Genomic DNA, 17,391 nt, shown 5'->3' on the forward strand with positions numbered 1-17,391 from the left:
GTTGAATTTAGAATCGAGGTAATGAGCGGATTGACAACAAATAACATGAGTACAATAGTAGCAAACTCCTTATTCCAACAGTTGACATCAACATTTCAGGAATTGGAAACGAGCAATGATACGCCAGCGGTGAAGGCACTTCGCGAGGAAGCTTTTACGCGTTTTCAAGATCTTGGTTTTCCTACCGTTAAGAATGAGGATTGGAAATATACAAATATCCATGGATTAGTAAACAGAAACTACCTTTTAAATGAGGATGTGGATGTTTCTGATTTAGATCTGAGTGTCGCTGATATCCCAGGATTGGACGCTCACCGCATCGTGTTGATCAACGGTCAATATATATTGGCTTTCTCTTCATTAGAAGATGAAATTGGTCTAATCGTTAAACCGATTGAAGAAGCACAGCATGAGGTGAAATTCCAACAGCATTTTGCAAAACATGCTGATCAGACGGGAAGTACAACAGTTGCATTAAATACGGCATTTCATACGTCCGGTATATTTTTGCAAGTAAACAGAAATAAGGTTGTTTCAAAACCTATTCAGATTATACATGTTGCTACTGGTAGTCAGGATTTTTTTGCACAAACTCGTAATTTATATATCCTTGAACAGAATGCAGAAGCAGAAATCATCGAATCTTTTATCACATTAGATGGCTCGGCTTTTAACTTGAACAACAAGGTTACAGAAATCGTAGTGGAAGAAAATGCTAAGCTGCAGCACTATTATTTGCAGTTAGCATCAAACAATAGCCATTACATCAACCATACTGAAGTTTATCAAACTAAACATAGTTTGTATAACAATTACAACTGTAATTTTCCGGGTGTTGCTTTTGTTCGCAACGATTTAAATGTGCGCTTGGATGCAGAAGAAGTTGAGTCTCATCTTTACGGGATCAATTTATTGGCTGATAAACAATTTGTGGACAACCATACAGTTGTAGATCACATGAAACCTCATTGTGAATCTTACGAATGGTATAAGAATATCCCACAGGATGAATCGACTGCTGTATTCAACGGTAAGATATTTGTTCGTGAGGATGCACAAAAAACGAATGCTTTTCAACAGAACAACAATATGTTGATTGGAGATAAAGCGACGATTTATACAAAACCCCAGTTAGAAATATTTGCAGACGACGTAAAGTGTTCTCATGGTTGTACGATGGGACAATTTGACGACGAAGCATTGTTCTACCTTCGTGCACGTGGTATTGGCGAGGAAAGCGCACGTATTTTATTGGTACATGCTTTTGCTTTCGATGTTACTTCAAGATTTTCTGACGAAAACGTAAGGAATTTTGTTGAAGACCTTGTTGCCAAAGGTTTAGAAAGAAAATAAATAGTAGTGTAGTTTTAGTATAAAAGCGTTTTGGCGAAAGTTAAAACGCTTTTTTTTATGAATGAATTCCAAGGTTATAAAAGCTAATCTATTTAATATCCTAAACTTTTAAACTTAATCATAAAAAAATTAATCGGTAAAGTATTTGGATTTCAATGAGTTTCATTACCTTTACCATATGAGCACTAACCAATATACAGCATTAATCAAAAGCCCTTTGCTTTACTGAGTTCGTAAATATTTTAACAAACTCATTATCTATCCGTTGTCTTTACAACTGGCTGTAGTATTCACATTTTCAATATTTTTTCATGGAAAAGAAACATTGGTTTAAAACCTATATCTATATATGGGTAGGGCAATTCATCTCTTTAATTAGTAGCTCTGCCGTCAACTTTGCAATCATTATTTGGTTGAGTTTAGAATTTAAATCTGCCGAAGTTCTTGGCTATGCTGCCATAGCAGCTCTATTGCCACAAGCGATTATTGGTCCATTCGCAGGGGTTTATATTGACCGTTGGAACAGGAAAAAAGTGATGATTTTCGCAGATGCATTCATTGCTACCTGCACAATATTGATGACTATAGCTTTACGTGATGGTCAGGTACAGTTGAATTTAATGTACTTATTAATGGCAAGTAGATCATTGGGATCTGCATTCCATCAGCCTGCAATGCAAGCTATCGCTCCTTTGATTGTTCCGGAAGACCAACTATTAAGAGTCTCTGGGATAAATCAAATCCTGCATTCAATCAGTTCAATTGCTGGGCCTGCTTTAGGTACCTTGGCAATCGCCTATCTCCCTATCAATCAAGTCTTGTTTCTTGACGTCTTAGGAGCAGCTGTTGCCATCACAAGTCTTCTGTTTATCAGTATTCCATCTATTAAAATAGAAACTAAAGCGTCCTTAATTCAGGTGTGGCGTGATCTTAAATTAGGCTTTTTAGCTATTCATCAAAATACCGGTCTTAACAGAATGTTTATGTATTCCATATTAGCAACTGTAGGGATAATGCCCGTTGCCATTATGTTTCCGCTATTAACCATTAATCATTTTGGTGGGGATAAGTTCGAAATGAGTGTCATTGAGGTTATTTGGGGGGTAGGCATGTTGGTCGGCGGATCTGCACTAAGTGCTTTCAAAATCCCATTCAGGAAGGTGATTATGATCAATAGCATGCATATTCTGCTAGGGCTGACCTTTGTCTTTTCTGGGGTCTTACCACCAACGTTTTTTATTGTATTTGTAGTCTTAACCGCAATTGGTGGGGCTGCCATGTCAATCTATAATGCTGCTTTCATGACTATTATTCAAGAGGAAATAGCTCCAGAGATGTTAGGGCGTGTTTTTTCTTTGTATTTCAGTTTTGCGATCATTCCAAGTTTAATAGGGCTATTGTTTGCCGGGCATATTGCAGATAATATTGGCGTAGCCAATGCTTTTATCATTGCAGGAATGCTGTGTATCGTTTTGGGAGTCATATCATTTATGACCCATAGTTTGATGCGAATTGGGCTCAAAGAAATCAAATAAACTATTATTTAGATTCCCGTCTTATGATTTCGATATCCGGTTTCCTTTTTAGAAGTTCTTGAACAAATTCTTCGTTATTTAATGGAGAAATGTAGATTTCTTCATATTTATTGTAATGAATTATTAACCCATTTCTGGCAAATGCGGGTCGCATACCTACATACAAGGTTTTTCCAACATCAATTTTATGGATCTTTTCAATCTTAATCTTACCATAAAAAATAAACAACAATCGATACCTTAAGTATTCATCGTCTATTTTATAGATTATTGTGAGATAAATGGTCAAAAACAATAAGGTCATTACTCCTAAGATGCTAGGTATTACAATTAACTGATCTCTCAATGGCGCTTTAGTTAAAAGCATCATAATGAAAAGTACAGGAATGAGGATTGCATAAATTAGCAAGAAATTATAGGTGTCCCACTTAGATTTGGCTTGGAAGATTGGCATAGCCTAAAATAAAGAAAGCTTCCCATATAAGGAAGCTTTTTGGAGCGAAAGACGAGATTCGAACTCGCGACCCCAACCTTGGCAAGGTTGTGCTCTACCAACTGAGCTACTTTCGCTTGAAGTGGTACAAAAATACAATAAAACTTGATTTATGCCAACATCAATTGAATATTTTATAAAATTAACGGACCTACAAGGACGCTTTAATTGCATCTACGCAATTCATTCCATCAATTGCTGCAGATACAATTCCGCCGGCATAACCAGCACCTTCAGCACATGGATATAAACCAGCCACTTGTGGATGTTGTAGTGTTTCTTTGTCCCTCGGAACCCTTATTGGTGATGATGTTCTCGATTCTACTCCAACCAATATAGCTTCATTGCTATAATATCCTTTCATTTTACGACCAAAGATCGGCAAAGCTCCTTGCAAGGCTGAATATACAAACTTAGGCAGCACTTCCCTCAAGTCCGCTGACCGTGTTCCAGGTTTATAGGAATTCTCCGGTAGATCCAAGGAAACTCTATTTTCGACGAAGTCAACCATTCGCTGTGCGGGAGCTACTAAATTTCCCCCACCAACTTTAAAAGCCTGTTGCTCGATCTGCCTTTGAAAATCAAGTAGGGCAAATGGGTCTTTATCAGATCCAATTACATCTTCAAGATTGATCTGTATTACAGTTCCAGAATTAGCATGTGGATTATTTCTCTTTGAAGGCGACCATCCATTGACCACTATTTCATTCTGTTCAGTTGCACAAGGTGCAATTATTCCTCCAGGACACATACAAAATGAAAACACACCACGACTATCTACCTGTTCTACCAAGCTATAGTATGCTGGCGGAAGGTTCTCAGGACGAACAGAACAATGGTATTGCGCAGAATCAATTACTTCCTGGGGATGCTCTATCCGAACTCCTAGGGCAAATGGTTTTGCTTCCAGCAACCAATTTTTGGATCTAAATAATTCAAATATATCTCGAGCGGAATGTCCAGTTGCAACAATAACATGATTAGCACGAATGATTCCAGCAGATTCGGTATTCACCCCCTCTACTTTCCCAAACTGTTCAAAAATATCCGTCACTTTACAATCAAAATGAATCTCTCCGCCCATTTCAATTATCCTTTCCCTGATGCTTTCAATGATATGGGGAAGCTTATTCGTACCAATATGTGGGCGGGCATCAACCAAAATATCTTCAGTTGCACCATGTTCTACAAAAATTGACAATACCTGCTGAACATCACCACGTTTATTTGACCTTGTATAGAGTTTTCCATCCGAATAAGTTCCTGCACCACCTTCTCCGAAACAATAATTTGATTCAGGATTTACAAACCCTTCTCTGTTAATCTTGGCAAGGTCCCTTCTTCTATCCTGTACCTTTTTTCCTCTTTCCAACACGATGGGTTTCAATCCCAATTCCAAGCAACGATAGGCAGCAAACAAACCAGCTGGACCAGCACCGATAATAATTACCGGCTTTCCATCTTTAACGTTCTTCAGTTGAGTATGATAGTCCGGAAGCTGCACAGGTTCATCGATAAAATAAACAACACGCATTCTAAACAGCACCTGTTTACCACGTGCGTCGATGGATCTTTTACGAATATGATAACCGGAAATTTTATTTAATGGAATTCTTAGCTTCTTAGAGCCTTCGGATAAGATTCTTTTTTCGTCCTCTAAAAACTCAGGACTCAGGGCAATTTCAATTTCTTTTTGCATAATAGTGTTGGGGTTTTATCCCAAAAAATCTAAGCAAAGATACCAAAAAGCTGACATAATTTCGTTTTGTTAGCGGTTTGGTATATCATTTGATATTGCTTTTTTGTGAAAACAAATTCTTACTTTTAAATATTACTTGTTAAAACATTACACATGAAAAGATTATTAATCGTATTTGTTGGTTTATTAACTGCACTTTCCTTTAGTTCTTGCGGGTACAACACGATGGTATCCAAGGATGAAAACGTAAAAGGAAAATGGGCACAGGTTGAGAATGCCTACCAACGTAGAGCGGACTTGATCCCGAACTTAGTAAACACTGTAAAAGGAGCAGCACAGCATGAAGAAGGGACTTTAACTGCAGTTACAGAGGCTCGTGCAAAAGCTACTTCTGTACAAGTAGATCCCAACAACTTAAGTGAAGAATCCATTGCTAACTTCCAACAATCACAAGATGGATTGTCACAAGCAATCGGTAGATTATTGGTAAGTGTTGAATCATATCCAGACTTAAAAGCTAATGCGAACTTTCAAGAGTTACAGGCACAGTTGGAAGGAACAGAAAACCGCATCTCTGTAGAGCGTAGAGCCTATAATGAAGCTGTTCAAGACTACAACACCACTGTACGTAGCTTCCCTAACAACATTATGGCAGGAATCTTCGGATTTAAAGCTAAAGGAACATTTAAAGCAACTGAAGGGTCAGACAAAGCGCCTACAGTTCAGTTTTAATGATTTTCTATTGTTGTTAACATAACGTAAAGATGAATGTTGGGGGCTTTCACTTCTGCATTCATCTTTTCTATTTTAAGGCCCTATGGAAATTTTTAATCAAGAAGAACAAGAAAAAGTGGTCCATGCCATCAGCTTAGCAGAAAACATGACTTCCGGAGAGATCCGATTGGTTGTAGAGCGCAAGGTGCATGATATGGATGCTATTGACCAAGCAAAATACTATTTTGAAAAGCTAAAGATGCATCAGACAACATTACGTAATGGGGTTTTGATTTATTTAGCTACCGATGACCATCAGTTTGCCATCATTGGTGATTCAGGCATCGATAAAAAGGTTCCTGAAGATTTTTGGGAATCGACAAAAGAGTTGATGCTTGGATATTTTAAAAAGGGAGATTTTGCTGTTGGATTAATTGCAGGAATCGAAAAAGCAGGTGAGCAACTAGCCACCTATTTCCCTAGGAGAGCGGATGATGTGAATGAACTTCCGAATGATATTTATTTCGGCAAATCTTAATTTTTATGCAGAAAACATCACAAATCGTGAAATTTTCAACAAAGATATTCTTTAGTTTTTTAATTGGCTTAGTCTTCCATTTGCAAGCAATTGCTCAGGATTTTCCTCCTGTTGCTACTGCGCTGGTTACAGATTATACCAACACCTTGACAGCTGGACAGAAGCAGCAATTAGAAAACAAACTACTTGCCTTTGAGGACTCTACGACCATTCAGATTGCAGTTGTCGTGATGAATTCCACAGGTGATTACGATATTGCGGACTATGGAGATCGTCTTGCTAAGAATTGGGGCGTAGGAAACAAGAAATTCAATAATGGTATCTTATTCCTAGTTGCATTAGGCGACCGGGCAGTGACGATTCGTACTGGTTATGGGGTGGAAGGAGCGGTCCCCGATGTGATTGCTTATCGAATTATTGAAAACGAGGTCAAGCCTGCATTTCGCCAAGGCGACTATTTTCAAGGGATCGATGCAGGAACGAACGCATTGATTTCTTACAGCAAAGGTGAATATAAAGCGGATCCTAAAGAAAGCTACTCCACAGAAGGTGGTGGTGGAATTCCAATTATTTTTATTGTCATAGTGATCATCATTGTTATTTCTGTGATCTCGAAATCTGGAGGAGGCGGCAAAAACGGTGGTGGACGAGTGATGGGCGGTAGAGGTTCTTCAGACTTATTTTGGTGGACCCTATTGAATTCATTGGGTCGCGGCGGAGGTGACAACGATGGCGGAGGCTTTGGTGGCGGCTTTGGCGGCGGCGGAGGCGGAGGTTTCGGCGGCTTCGGCGGTGGTGGATTCGGTGGCGGTGGTGCCAGCGGAAGATGGTAATTGGAATGATATGTGTATTAGATAATAAAAAATAAAATAAGAGATATGAAAAAAACAATGTTAGCTGTACTGGCAGCAGTACCTTCTTTACTTTTTGCCCAAGAAGATTTTTCGATCAAAGGCAATCTGAAGAATGTAAATGCTCCAGCTAAAGTGTATTTGATGTATGTAGATGCCGGCCAACGCCATATTGATTCTGCTAATGTTGACAAAGGACAATTCACTTATAATGGTATTGTCTCCGAACCTACTCAGGCGCAATTAATTCTTTCTAATGATGGTAAATCATTACGAGAGTTAAGCAATCCAGATATGACTATGCTTTACCTTTCAAAAGGGGTAATCAACATTAACGGGGAAACCTTAGCAGCTGCCGAAGTTTCAGGAAATGATATCAATAAGGATTTTTCGAAATATAAAGCTTCTATTAAAGGAATAACCGATCAATTTGCAGAGTTGAATAAAGAGTTCCAAGCTGCAACCCCTGAACAACAGGAAGATGATGCTTTCGTAGGAAAACTACAGGAAAAAGCACAAGGGCTTTTTGACCAACAGGTAAAGATCAACGAGGAATACGTTAAAGCAAATCCTAGCAGCTATGTAACCTTAGGTTTGTTGGATGAGATGATTAACGCAGAGAATGTGAACAGCACGGTAGCACCTGGTTATGAGAAGCTATCTGCAGCACTAAAAAACACAACTCGCGGAAAAGCATTGGCGGCAAAAATCGATAAACTTAAAAAAGTAGCAATCGGTTCAGTTGCTCCTGAAATTGCATTACCTGATACAACAGGGAAAGTAGTTAAATTATCTTCATTACGCGGAAAATACGTATTGATTGATTTCTGGGCAAGCTGGTGCGGACCTTGTAGACATGAAAACCCTACTGTTGTTGCTGCATTCAATAAGTTCAAAGACAAAAACTTTACCGTATTTGGAGTTTCTTTAGACCGCGAAAGCGGTAAAGCAGACTGGTTACAAGCGATTAAAGATGATAATCTATCTGCATGGCCTCAAGTATCCGACCTAAAGTTCTGGCAATCTGAGGTTGTTGAGCTATATGGTATTGAAGGAATTCCACAGAATTTCCTTTTGGATCCAGAAGGTAAGATCATTGCGACAAACCTACGTGGCCCAGCACTAGAAGCTAAATTGGCTGAGGTCATTAAATAGATAACAATCTACTACAAAATAAAAAAGCGAGCTAAGGATACCCTAAGCTCGCTTTTTTATTTAACCACTTTTTTATCCAAAAAGTATTCTAAATACATCTTCTAAGGTTGCGACTGGACGTACCAGAATTTGGTATCTTTTAACATCCAATCCTTTGGTATTGTACTTAGAAATAAATATCTGTTCAAAACCAAGTTTCTCAGCTTCTTGAATTCTTTGTTCGATGCGATTGACGGCACGTATTTCTCCGGAAAGCCCTACTTCGCCCGCAAATGTTATGTTAGATGGCAGTGCTATATCCTGCTGTGAAGATATCAAAGCGGCGATAACAGCCAGATCTATTGCAGGATCTTCCACCCGTAATCCACCGGCAATATTTAAGAACACATCTTGAGCACTTAATCTAAATCCAAACCTTTTCTCCAGAACGGCCAGCAACATGTTCAATCTTTTGGTATCAAAGCCCGTAGAGCTCCTTTGCGGCGTTCCATAAGCCGAGTTGGACACCAAGGCTTGCACCTCGATCATCAACGGCCTCATCCCCTCTAACATTGCGGCTACGGCAATTCCACTCACCTGTTCCTCGCGCTGCGAAAGCATGATTTCAGATGGATTGGAAACCTCCCTCAATCCTGAGCCTTGCATTTCATAAATCCCAAGCTCCGAAGATGATCCAAAACGGTTCTTTACCGCCCTCAAAATTCGATAAACATGGTTTCTATCGCCTTCAAATTGGAGAACCGTATCTACCATGTGTTCCAAAACCTTTGGGCCTGCAATGGAACCATCCTTGGTAATATGCCCAACAATAAATACCGGGGTGTTCGTTTCTTTTGCAAATCTTAATAGCTCGGCCGTGCATTCCCGCACTTGAGAAACCGACCCTGGCGCTGACTCAATCTGGGCAGAATGAAGAGTCTGTATAGAGTCGATTACCACCACATTGGGCTCAACCTGATCGATCTGCTTAAAAATATTCTGCATGGATGTTTCCGTCAAGATATAACAGTTTGCGTTAGAACTTTGAGATAAGCGCTCCGCACGCATCTTGATCTGTTGCTCGCTCTCTTCACCAGAGATATAGAGTGTCTTTATTTTTGGAATTGACAAGGCCAATTGAAGCATCAAAGTAGATTTTCCGATACCAGGCTCACCACCAATTAACACCAGTGACCCCGGCACAATGCCTCCTCCTAAAACCCTATTGAATTCCTTATCAGGAGAAAGAATCCTTTGCTCCTCAGAATATACTATCTCATGGATGACAGCGGCTTTATTCGTACGTTTTTGCACTCCAGGAGTGACCGTTGTACTTCTCCACTCCGGCACTCTGCTGGATGCTTTTTCCACAACCTCTTCAACAAACGTATTCCATTGTTTACAGGAAGGACATTGGCCTAACCACTTAGGTGATTCATAGCCACATGATTGACAGAAATATGCTGATTTTGTTTTAGCCATTGAGCGAATTTAAAAAAATGTATCTACATGTTGTAACAATACCTTACTATTGTCGACAAATACCAATAAATGAACAAGAACCTGGAGCAAGAATTTGTCAATCTTTTGGAGGATAATCAAAATATCCTGCATAAGATATGCAAGCTCTATACCGTTGATCTAGCATCACATCAGGACTTGTTCCAAGAAATGGTAATACAGCTCTGGAAATCATATCCTAAGTTTAAAGGAGATTCAAAATTCTCAACTTGGGCATATCGCGTATCATTAAATACCGCCATTTCTCTCTACCGAGGAAAAAAAACTAAAATTGAAACCGTAGACTGGGACTACTCATTGGCCAATATTCGTTATGAAGAGTACAACTCCGAAACCGAAGACAACCTAAAGCATCTCTATGATGCTGTCCGCCAGTTAAATGACATCGACAAGGCATTGGTTTACATGTATCTTGAGGATAAAGATTACACAGAAATCGCTGAAACCTTGGGTATCAGCGAAGTAAATGCCCGGGTAAAAATGAACCGAATTAAAAGCAAATTGAAACAAATGCTAGCAAAGAAAGGAGTGGTATAATGGATGAATTGGACATTCTAAAACAACACTGGAAAAAAGACCAAAACTTCCCTAAAGTAAATAAGGAAGAAATTCGTCGTATGCTTTATAAAAGCTCCTCTTCATTAGTGAAATGGATCTTTATTATATCAGTTATTGAACTGTTTGTGGGATTACTTATCAACTTTTTGGCTTATAAATATGATATTTTTGAAAAAGAGGAGAACAATCCTTTTGAAATATTCACCAATATCATTGATGTCATATCCTATTTGGTGATCTTTTATTTTATTTATGCTTTTTTCACATCCTATAAAAAGATCAAAACCACAAACAACACCAAAGACCTGCTTTCGGACATCCTATTTACGAGAAAGACTGTCGGAAATTACATCAAGTTTAATATCTACATGATTATCTTTTCGATCGGAATTTCCACCGTACAATTGGTTTGGGAAGAGGATATCATCAATAAATCAGTTGGTCACAACATCATGTTTTTTACCCTTCTCTGTATTGTGATGTTTCTTGTAGGCTGGTTGACCATTTCGCTGATCAAGCTATATTACCGAGTGATTTATATCCGACTTGTTAAGAAATTAGACCAGAATTATGAAGATCTGGTTAAATTGGATCAAGAAGAAAATGCAATTAATATTTAAATAAAGAAGAGGGGCCTAAAGCTCCTCTTCTTTATTTAAATCAATGAATGCCTCCAAAAACTGGCCCTCATCATCTAAAGCGTTAAAGACGATTTTCACCAACTTTGCATTTTTAACCTCTTCCGTTAGGGGCGATAATTTCAACTTAATATTGACTGGTTTATCTTGATGCAACAGGTAGTTCAAGTAATTCTCCCTATCAGCTAATTGAACGATTACCCTATCGATTTGAACCGAAGTAAGCATATGCGATTGGTCTTCTGAATCGATAATTGCCGAAGCAAAAACATTTAATCTGAACTCACGCGGATTCTTTTCATACGAAATAGCAAATAGGTCGACAACCAATGTGTCTCCTGATGCTGTAATTGACCTTAAGTCGAACTGAATATCGTCTACGATATTTAAACTGGAATCTTCTTGAGCAAATGTAAGTTTTGGTAATGCCAATACAAACATGACCCCAAGAAAAATAATAAATTGTTTCATAGCTATTAATTAACGAAGCCTATCGGCTGATTTAATTAACTTATTATCATTTCTTATGCCACGAATTGCAAAGGCTAAACAAAGGATGGAAACTGGCAATAAAAAGAACCCAATACCAATGTTACTTGCACCTATGCTTTGATTGATTAATCCTAGAATATTGTTCGCTGAGACAAACATCCATACCGCAAATAGACAGATTAAAATTACTTGAACCAGAATTAAGGTCAATTGCAATTTTCTGTTTTTAAACTGGAATATAATAAAGATGGGAATCAATGCTAAAACAACGGTAGCAATGCTCATTAACAAGAAGCTGCTCTCTTTGGTTGTTACATTATTTGCTGATGAATAAACACCGGTTACATAAATGTTCTTACCCAGCCCTACTAAATCAATGTAACCAACAAATGGAAAAATAAAGAGTCCTAAAAGAACTAGGCTAGAAAGCAATAACCAGATGGTTTGAATTCGTTGTATCATATCTAAAGATTGTTAATTACGCAAATATAATACAAACAACTTAAATAGAATTTGGTTTCTAATGGGGAGTGTTAAAGCTTTGGCTATTTTTAAGTTTTCTTCTAGACAAAAAGTTCAATATCTATACTTGTTCCCTTTCCTATTTCAGAACGAATATCGAGCTTACCATGAAGATAATTCACTCTAATCTTGACATTTTTTAATCCAACTCCAGCCTTGACTCCTTCATTAATTCCGTTCGCTTGAAAACCTACCCCATCATCCTCTACCGTAATAAATACCACATTATCCTCCATACTGCATTGAACCAAAATATGTTTTGCATCCGAATGTTTTAATGAATTATACAGTAACTCCTGTATAATTCTGTAGATATGGGTTTGCTGCTCCATAGAAAGATCTACAAAGGAGCCATATAGTTGTAGTTCTATCTTAGTTTGGCTATTCTGCAAGCTCTTACATAAATCGCCCAAAGAAATCTCAAGTCCAAACCTCCGCAGAGATTCAGGCATCAGATTATGCGATATACGACGCATTTCCGTGATTGCATAGTCCATATCGATTAATACGGAATTCACCTTGTCATTGGGATTGGAGAGTTGAAGGTCAAGTACTTTGTATTTGATGGATGCTAAGATACTGCCCAGTCCATCATGTAAATCCCTTGACAAACGGTTTCGCTCCTTTTCCTCACCTTGCAGCATCGCATCTAAGGACATCAGCTTTTGCTTCTGCTTTTCTTCCAGTAATTTCTGTTGATTATTAATCTCCTGTTGATGCAATAGCCTTTTATTTTTCTGATGATTCTTGAATAAAAAGTAGCCAATCAATATTAAGATTAAAGCTATTAAGGCTATAATAATACGGGTATTTCTAATATCGCTTTCCGTTCTTTCTTTTTCAGCCTTTAAAGACAGAATCTCACTTTCCTTTTCTAAGGTTTGATACTTTACTTCATAACCAAGGATAGACTCTCTAATTCTACGATTATACATCGTATCCTGAAGAACATCCTTCTTTTTTACCCAGGCTAGTGCATTTTTATAGTCACCTAAACCTTCATATACTTTTACATAGGAAAGCGCAACATTCAGGCTATCTTGAAAAAAAGCACCTTTGCTATTTAGTTGATTTTCTACATGGTTATGCAGGTCATGATATGCCGCGACAAAATCACCTTTGCTGATGTTAATAAGTGTTCTTTGATAATACAGCTCCCCGATGGAACGTGGGTGTGTATTACCCATCTTTTTAAATTCTTCAATAGCCAGGTCCATGTATTTTAAGGATTGATCAAAATTTTTCTCAAACCGATCATGAACGGCATGAACAAAATAATAGTCTTTTAATGGTATTTCCCCTTTATGTTTTTTAGAAAACCTTTCAAAATCAGCCATCAAAGCTTTCGCTTTGTCCTTTTCTTTCATCGCATGAAGGGATACAATTAAGAGTTTATAGACTTCATTTAAGGTCAAGGGATCATAATTTCCCTTTTTTAGGTAGGCTAATGCATCGCTAAAATATCTATTCGCCTCAGCATATTGGAGGTTGTTCCAAAAATTTATTCCAATTTTATAATGGATGTTTCCAGTGATCACATCATCCTTAGCTTCTAAAGCAACTGGTAAAGCCTTATTAATTAATATATCCAGCATTTTTACATGCTTATCCTGCCATTGATAGGCGGTAGCTATATTATTAAGTGTTCTTGCACGCAGACGCTTTGCTTGTATGGAGTTGATCTTGGAAAGTTCTACTTCAGCAATTTCCATTAAACCAATGGCTTTATTTAGATCATAATCCATGTAGAACATGCCTTCATAGAACTTTCCCATACTTCCAATAATGGGAGCTTTATCCTTCATCGCCAAACCTTGATTCAGGTACTGATGAGCTTTTGTAGAATCTGAAAAGGAATAATAATAAGAAAGCTCAAATAAAGCAACAGCCTTGTCTTCAACCTTCAAATTATCATTCAAAGTTAGGGTCAGACTGTCTATTTCTTTCTCATAGGGAAAGGAAACCTGCTGGGCGTAAGCAGAAAAACTACCTGCTATCAAGAGCAGAAATACCGTATAAAATATACGCCTAGCATTCATATTCAATGTTAATCTATGGTCTTTTATTAAATAGAAATAGGCAGTGATTTTCACTGCCTATGCATGATAAGTATAAAGATAAACTATTTTTCTATTTTAATAGCAATACCATCATCCTCAATTGCCTGTACGGTTTCATCCGTAATCATAAGCGATGTTTTCTTAAGTGCTTCAAACAATTCTTCGGAATCTCCGCTAAAAAGTACCGTTAAAGACGAGCCTGTAGCTTTGTATTTCATCTTTACCTCAGAAACCTTTTTATTTGATTCTAACCCTGTGGATATTTTTTTCAAATCGGCCAATGAAACTCCTTCTATCAGAACTGTCAAAGCTACCCCTTCTGCTTCCTTATCACCCTTTTTACCGATTAAGCCGTTTAATTTCCCACCAATTCTTCCCGCTTTTCCCGAAGCGTTATCTACTTTATTTGTGGTATTCTCTACCTTGTTCAATGCCCTGTCTATTTTATCCAAAAATCCCTGGGCGCTTGCTGCAAATGTGCAGCCTAAAATCAATGTTAATATTGCTACTATCTTTTTCATAATCAATACATTAAATACAACACTAAATTAGTCGGTATCAGCCCCTTTTTATATACCTACTTCAGTGGTAATTTTTGTACATGAAAACTTGTACAACTCTTTAATAATAAACAGGTAAATTCTCATATTTCAGATTTTTTACGTGTTACTTACCAAATGCTGATAAGAGCTAATTCTATATTAATTACCTTTGCAAAGTGGAAGAACAGACACCTAAATACTTTTTGGAAATTGCGTATAATGGAACGGCATATCATGGCTGGCAAATTCAAGAAAACGCGGTCTCCATTCAAGAGAAACTGAATGCTGCTTTAGCTATTCTTCTGCGGGAAGAGGTGGAAACAATTGGTGCAGGTCGAACTGATGCCGGAGTACATGCAAAACAGCTCTATGTTCACTTTTCAAATGCGAGTCAGATTTTGAAAAACTCTGATAAATTTATCCATTCCTTAAATGCCCTATTACCTTTCGATATTTCTGCAAAGCGATTACTTGTAGTCTCTAATGATGCGCATGCAAGGTTTGATGCTACTCAACGTAGTTATGAATATCATGTACATTTTCAAAAAGATCCTTTTCTACACCTGTTCTCTTGGCAACTGAGGGATATGCCAGATGTAGAAAAAATGAACATTGCAGCGCAAGATTTGTTAGGAAAACAAGATTTTTCCTGTTTCAGCAAATCCAACACCCAAGTATTCACTAATAATTGCGATATTAAACGGGCTGAATGGGTTTGGGAAGGAGACAGACTTATATTCCATATCACTGCAGATCGTTTTTTGCGAAATATGGTTAGAGCTATTGTCGGAACACTAATGGAAATCGGCTTAGGAAAAAAGCCTGTGGAACATATAAAAGAGGTAATTAGAAGTATGGATCGATCTAAAGCTGGAATATCCGTTCCTGCCTGTGGATTATATCTAACAGAGGTTGCCTATCCTTATATTGATTAATAAAGAAACTTTGGAAAAAGATAAAATTTCAGGAAACGCATATGACAGTAAATTACTAGGGAGGCTGGCTAAATATATCCAACCCTATAAAACTGTTTTTTGGGTATCTGTTTTCCTGACTATCCTTCTAGCTGCCGTTGCTCCGGCGCTACCGTTATTGGTAGAATATACCTTAGACCATTATATCCTTTCGGGTAAAGGGGAAGGTCTGACCAATATGTTAATCCTCATGTTTGCTTTATTGATTGCGCAAACAATCATTCGATATTTCCACACCTTGATGACCAATACACTGGGTCAGTCTGTCATTCGTGATATTAGGATTCAAGTTTTTAATCATATTACCAACCTAAGACTCAAATATTTTGACAACACGCCGATAGGAAGACTCATAACCAGGACTATTTCCGATCTTGAAACCATTGCAAACATTTTTTCAGAAGGGTTAATTCAAATTATCGGCGACCTTCTTCAATTAGTCGTCATATTAGGGGTCATGTTTTACACGGACTGGAGATTAACGCTCGTAGTCCTGATTCCAATGCCTTTGATGATTGCAGCAACCTATATTTTTAAGGAGGCTATGAAGTCGGCATTTCAAAGCGTTAGGCTTTGGGTGTCAAACTTAAATACATTCCTGCAGGAGCATATTACGGGAATGAATGTTATCCAATACTTTGCTCGTGAAGATCAGGAAATGAGGAAATTCAAATCCATCAATGCCGAGCATAGAAATGCCCATATCCGTGCGAACTGGTATTTTTCAATCTTTTTCCCGGTTTTAGAGGTTATTGTTGCTATTGCCACCGGTTTGTTGGTTTGGTATGGTTCCAAACAAATTCTAGCAGACGTAATTTCTCCAGGGGTAGTGGTCGCTTTTATCATGTATATCAACATGATCTTTAGACCAATCCGCGAGCTAATCGATAAATTCAATACCCTCCAAATGGGGATGGTATCTGCAGAACGTATTTTTGATGTACTAGATACCGATGAATTCACGCCAAATAAAGGAACCTATAAACCAGAACATGTAAATGGAGAAATCTCCTTTAAAAATGTATGGTTTGCATATAATGATGAGAAATGGGTATTAAAAGATGTAAGCTTCCATGTTAAGCCTGGTGAAACACTCGCTTTAGTAGGTGCCACTGGAGCTGGCAAATCTTCAATTATCAATATCCTAAGCCGATTCTATGAAATACAGAAAGGTGAAATTCTTTTAGACGGTGTCGATATCAGGGAATATGACCTGACTTTTCTCCGCCAAACTATTGCGACGGTGCTGCAAGATGTATTTCTGTTTTCGGATACCGTTTTGAACAACATCAACTTGCATAATCCGGATATTAGCTTTGAATCCATTGAGGATGCAGCAAAAAAAGTAGGAGCTTATGATTTTATCATGCGTCTTCCCGGAAACTTCAATTATCAGGTTCAAGAAAGAGGTTCCACTTTATCTGCAGGGCAAGCGCAGTTAATTTCTTTTATCCGAGCTTTAGTTCACAACCCTAAAATCTTAATCCTTGATGAAGCAACATCATCAATCGATACCGAAACTGAAGAATTAATCCAGCATGCGATCGAAAACCTAATGGAAGGACGTACATCCATTGTCATTGCACACCGTTTATCAACTATTCAAAAAGCCGATAAAATCATTGTCTTGGACAAGGGAGAAATCAAGGAGATCGGAACTCACCACGAATTGCTGGAATTGGAAGGCTATTATCGAAATCTTTACGATCTACAATTTAATTCCGCAGGAATCTAGAATCTCTTTTTAAGCAAACAATATCACCTTCA

The 17,391-nt window shown here is 38.0% G+C and carries 17 protein-coding genes and 1 tRNA gene; 10 read left to right on the forward strand and 8 right to left on the reverse strand.

Going from position 1 to position 17,391, the window contains the following annotated elements; translation table 11 throughout:
• The first annotated feature begins 45 nt into the window (after positions 1-45).
• Positions 46-1,353 carry a Fe-S cluster assembly protein SufD gene (gene sufD, locus E0Y80_RS11625; protein WP_156307844.1) on the forward strand — a complete coding sequence of 436 codons (1,308 nt, stop codon included), beginning with the start codon at positions 46-48 and terminating at the stop codon, positions 1,351-1,353.
• Between the two features lie 311 nt (positions 1,354-1,664).
• Positions 1,665-2,888, forward strand: coding sequence for an MFS transporter (locus E0Y80_RS11630; protein ID WP_156307845.1), 1,224 nt, complete (start codon positions 1,665-1,667; stop codon positions 2,886-2,888).
• A gap of 4 nt (positions 2,889-2,892) precedes the next feature.
• Here the strand turns inward: E0Y80_RS11630 and E0Y80_RS11635 are convergent, their stop codons facing one another.
• The 3 genes from E0Y80_RS11635 to E0Y80_RS11645 all read right to left on the reverse strand — a co-directional run bounded on the left by E0Y80_RS11635 (position 2,893) and on the right by E0Y80_RS11645 (position 5,080).
• Positions 2,893-3,258 (reverse strand): PH domain-containing protein, encoded by a 366-nt coding sequence (locus tag E0Y80_RS11635; protein WP_156307846.1) that lies wholly within the window; start codon positions 3,256-3,258, stop codon positions 2,893-2,895.
• 124 nt (positions 3,259-3,382) lie between these two features.
• Positions 3,383-3,458, reverse strand: a tRNA-Gly gene (locus tag E0Y80_RS11640).
• A gap of 74 nt (positions 3,459-3,532) precedes the next feature.
• Positions 3,533-5,080 carry an NAD(P)/FAD-dependent oxidoreductase gene (locus tag E0Y80_RS11645; RefSeq protein WP_156307847.1) on the reverse strand — a complete coding sequence of 516 codons (1,548 nt, stop codon included), beginning with the start codon at positions 5,078-5,080 and terminating at the stop codon, positions 3,533-3,535.
• A 153-nt stretch (positions 5,081-5,233) separates the two neighbouring features.
• On the opposite strand from E0Y80_RS11645, the gene E0Y80_RS11650 reads away from it, so the two are divergent.
• The 4 genes from E0Y80_RS11650 (at position 5,234) to E0Y80_RS11665 (ending at position 8,338) form a co-directional block, all read left to right on the forward strand.
• Positions 5,234-5,812: a LemA family protein gene (locus tag E0Y80_RS11650; RefSeq protein WP_156307848.1), complete on the forward strand. Its 579-nt coding sequence runs from the start codon at positions 5,234-5,236 to the stop codon at positions 5,810-5,812.
• Positions 5,813-5,897: 85 nt separating this feature from the next.
• The gene (locus tag E0Y80_RS11655; protein WP_156307849.1) at positions 5,898-6,332 is read left to right on the forward strand and encodes a TPM domain-containing protein; all 435 of its coding nucleotides are present in this window, start codon (positions 5,898-5,900) and stop codon (positions 6,330-6,332) included.
• Positions 6,333-6,337: 5 nt separating this feature from the next.
• Positions 6,338-7,165, forward strand: a complete 828-nt coding sequence (locus tag E0Y80_RS11660) for a TPM domain-containing protein (protein WP_156307850.1) — start codon at positions 6,338-6,340, stop codon at positions 7,163-7,165.
• A gap of 45 nt (positions 7,166-7,210) precedes the next feature.
• On the forward strand, positions 7,211-8,338 hold the full coding sequence (locus tag E0Y80_RS11665) for a TlpA disulfide reductase family protein (protein WP_156307851.1): 1,128 nt from the start codon (positions 7,211-7,213) through the stop codon (positions 8,336-8,338).
• Between the two features lie 72 nt (positions 8,339-8,410).
• Here E0Y80_RS11665 and radA read toward each other — a convergent pair whose 3' ends face one another.
• On the reverse strand, positions 8,411-9,799 hold the full coding sequence (gene radA, locus E0Y80_RS11670) for a DNA repair protein RadA (RefSeq protein WP_156307852.1): 1,389 nt from the start codon (positions 9,797-9,799) through the stop codon (positions 8,411-8,413).
• A gap of 69 nt (positions 9,800-9,868) precedes the next feature.
• On the opposite strand from radA, the gene E0Y80_RS11675 reads away from it, so the two are divergent.
• Positions 9,869-10,375: an RNA polymerase sigma factor gene (locus E0Y80_RS11675; RefSeq protein WP_156307853.1), complete on the forward strand. Its 507-nt coding sequence runs from the start codon at positions 9,869-9,871 to the stop codon at positions 10,373-10,375.
• Entirely contained in the window at positions 10,375-11,016 is a 642-nt protein-coding gene (locus tag E0Y80_RS11680; protein WP_156307854.1) for a hypothetical protein, read from the forward strand. Before E0Y80_RS11675 ends, E0Y80_RS11680 begins: the two co-directional genes overlap by 1 nt.
• A gap of 15 nt (positions 11,017-11,031) precedes the next feature.
• Here E0Y80_RS11680 and E0Y80_RS11685 read toward each other — a convergent pair whose 3' ends face one another.
• The 4 genes from E0Y80_RS11685 to E0Y80_RS11700 form a co-directional block, all read right to left on the reverse strand.
• A complete protein-coding gene (locus E0Y80_RS11685; protein ID WP_156307855.1) occupies positions 11,032-11,505 on the reverse strand; it encodes a hypothetical protein in 474 nt (157 codons plus the stop codon).
• A 9-nt stretch (positions 11,506-11,514) separates the two neighbouring features.
• Positions 11,515-11,988, reverse strand: coding sequence for a DUF4293 domain-containing protein (locus E0Y80_RS11690; protein WP_156307856.1), 474 nt, complete (start codon positions 11,986-11,988; stop codon positions 11,515-11,517).
• A 101-nt stretch (positions 11,989-12,089) separates the two neighbouring features.
• Entirely contained in the window at positions 12,090-14,087 is a 1,998-nt protein-coding gene (locus E0Y80_RS11695; protein ID WP_156307857.1) for an ATP-binding protein, read from the reverse strand.
• 83 nt (positions 14,088-14,170) lie between these two features.
• Positions 14,171-14,629 (reverse strand): hypothetical protein, encoded by a 459-nt coding sequence (locus E0Y80_RS11700; protein WP_156307858.1) that lies wholly within the window; start codon positions 14,627-14,629, stop codon positions 14,171-14,173.
• A 197-nt stretch (positions 14,630-14,826) separates the two neighbouring features.
• Between E0Y80_RS11700 and truA the strand changes: the two genes are divergently transcribed.
• A complete protein-coding gene (gene truA / locus E0Y80_RS11705; protein WP_156307859.1) occupies positions 14,827-15,585 on the forward strand; it encodes a tRNA pseudouridine(38-40) synthase TruA in 759 nt (252 codons plus the stop codon).
• Positions 15,586-15,595: 10 nt separating this feature from the next.
• Positions 15,596-17,359, forward strand: coding sequence for an ABC transporter ATP-binding protein (locus E0Y80_RS11710; RefSeq protein WP_156307860.1), 1,764 nt, complete (start codon positions 15,596-15,598; stop codon positions 17,357-17,359).
• The last annotated feature ends 32 nt before the right edge of the window (positions 17,360-17,391 follow it).

Origin of the sequence: Sphingobacterium endophyticum (assembly GCF_009733535.1) — a bacterium.
Taxonomy (GTDB): Bacteria; Bacteroidota; Bacteroidia; order Sphingobacteriales; family Sphingobacteriaceae; genus Sphingobacterium; species Sphingobacterium endophyticum.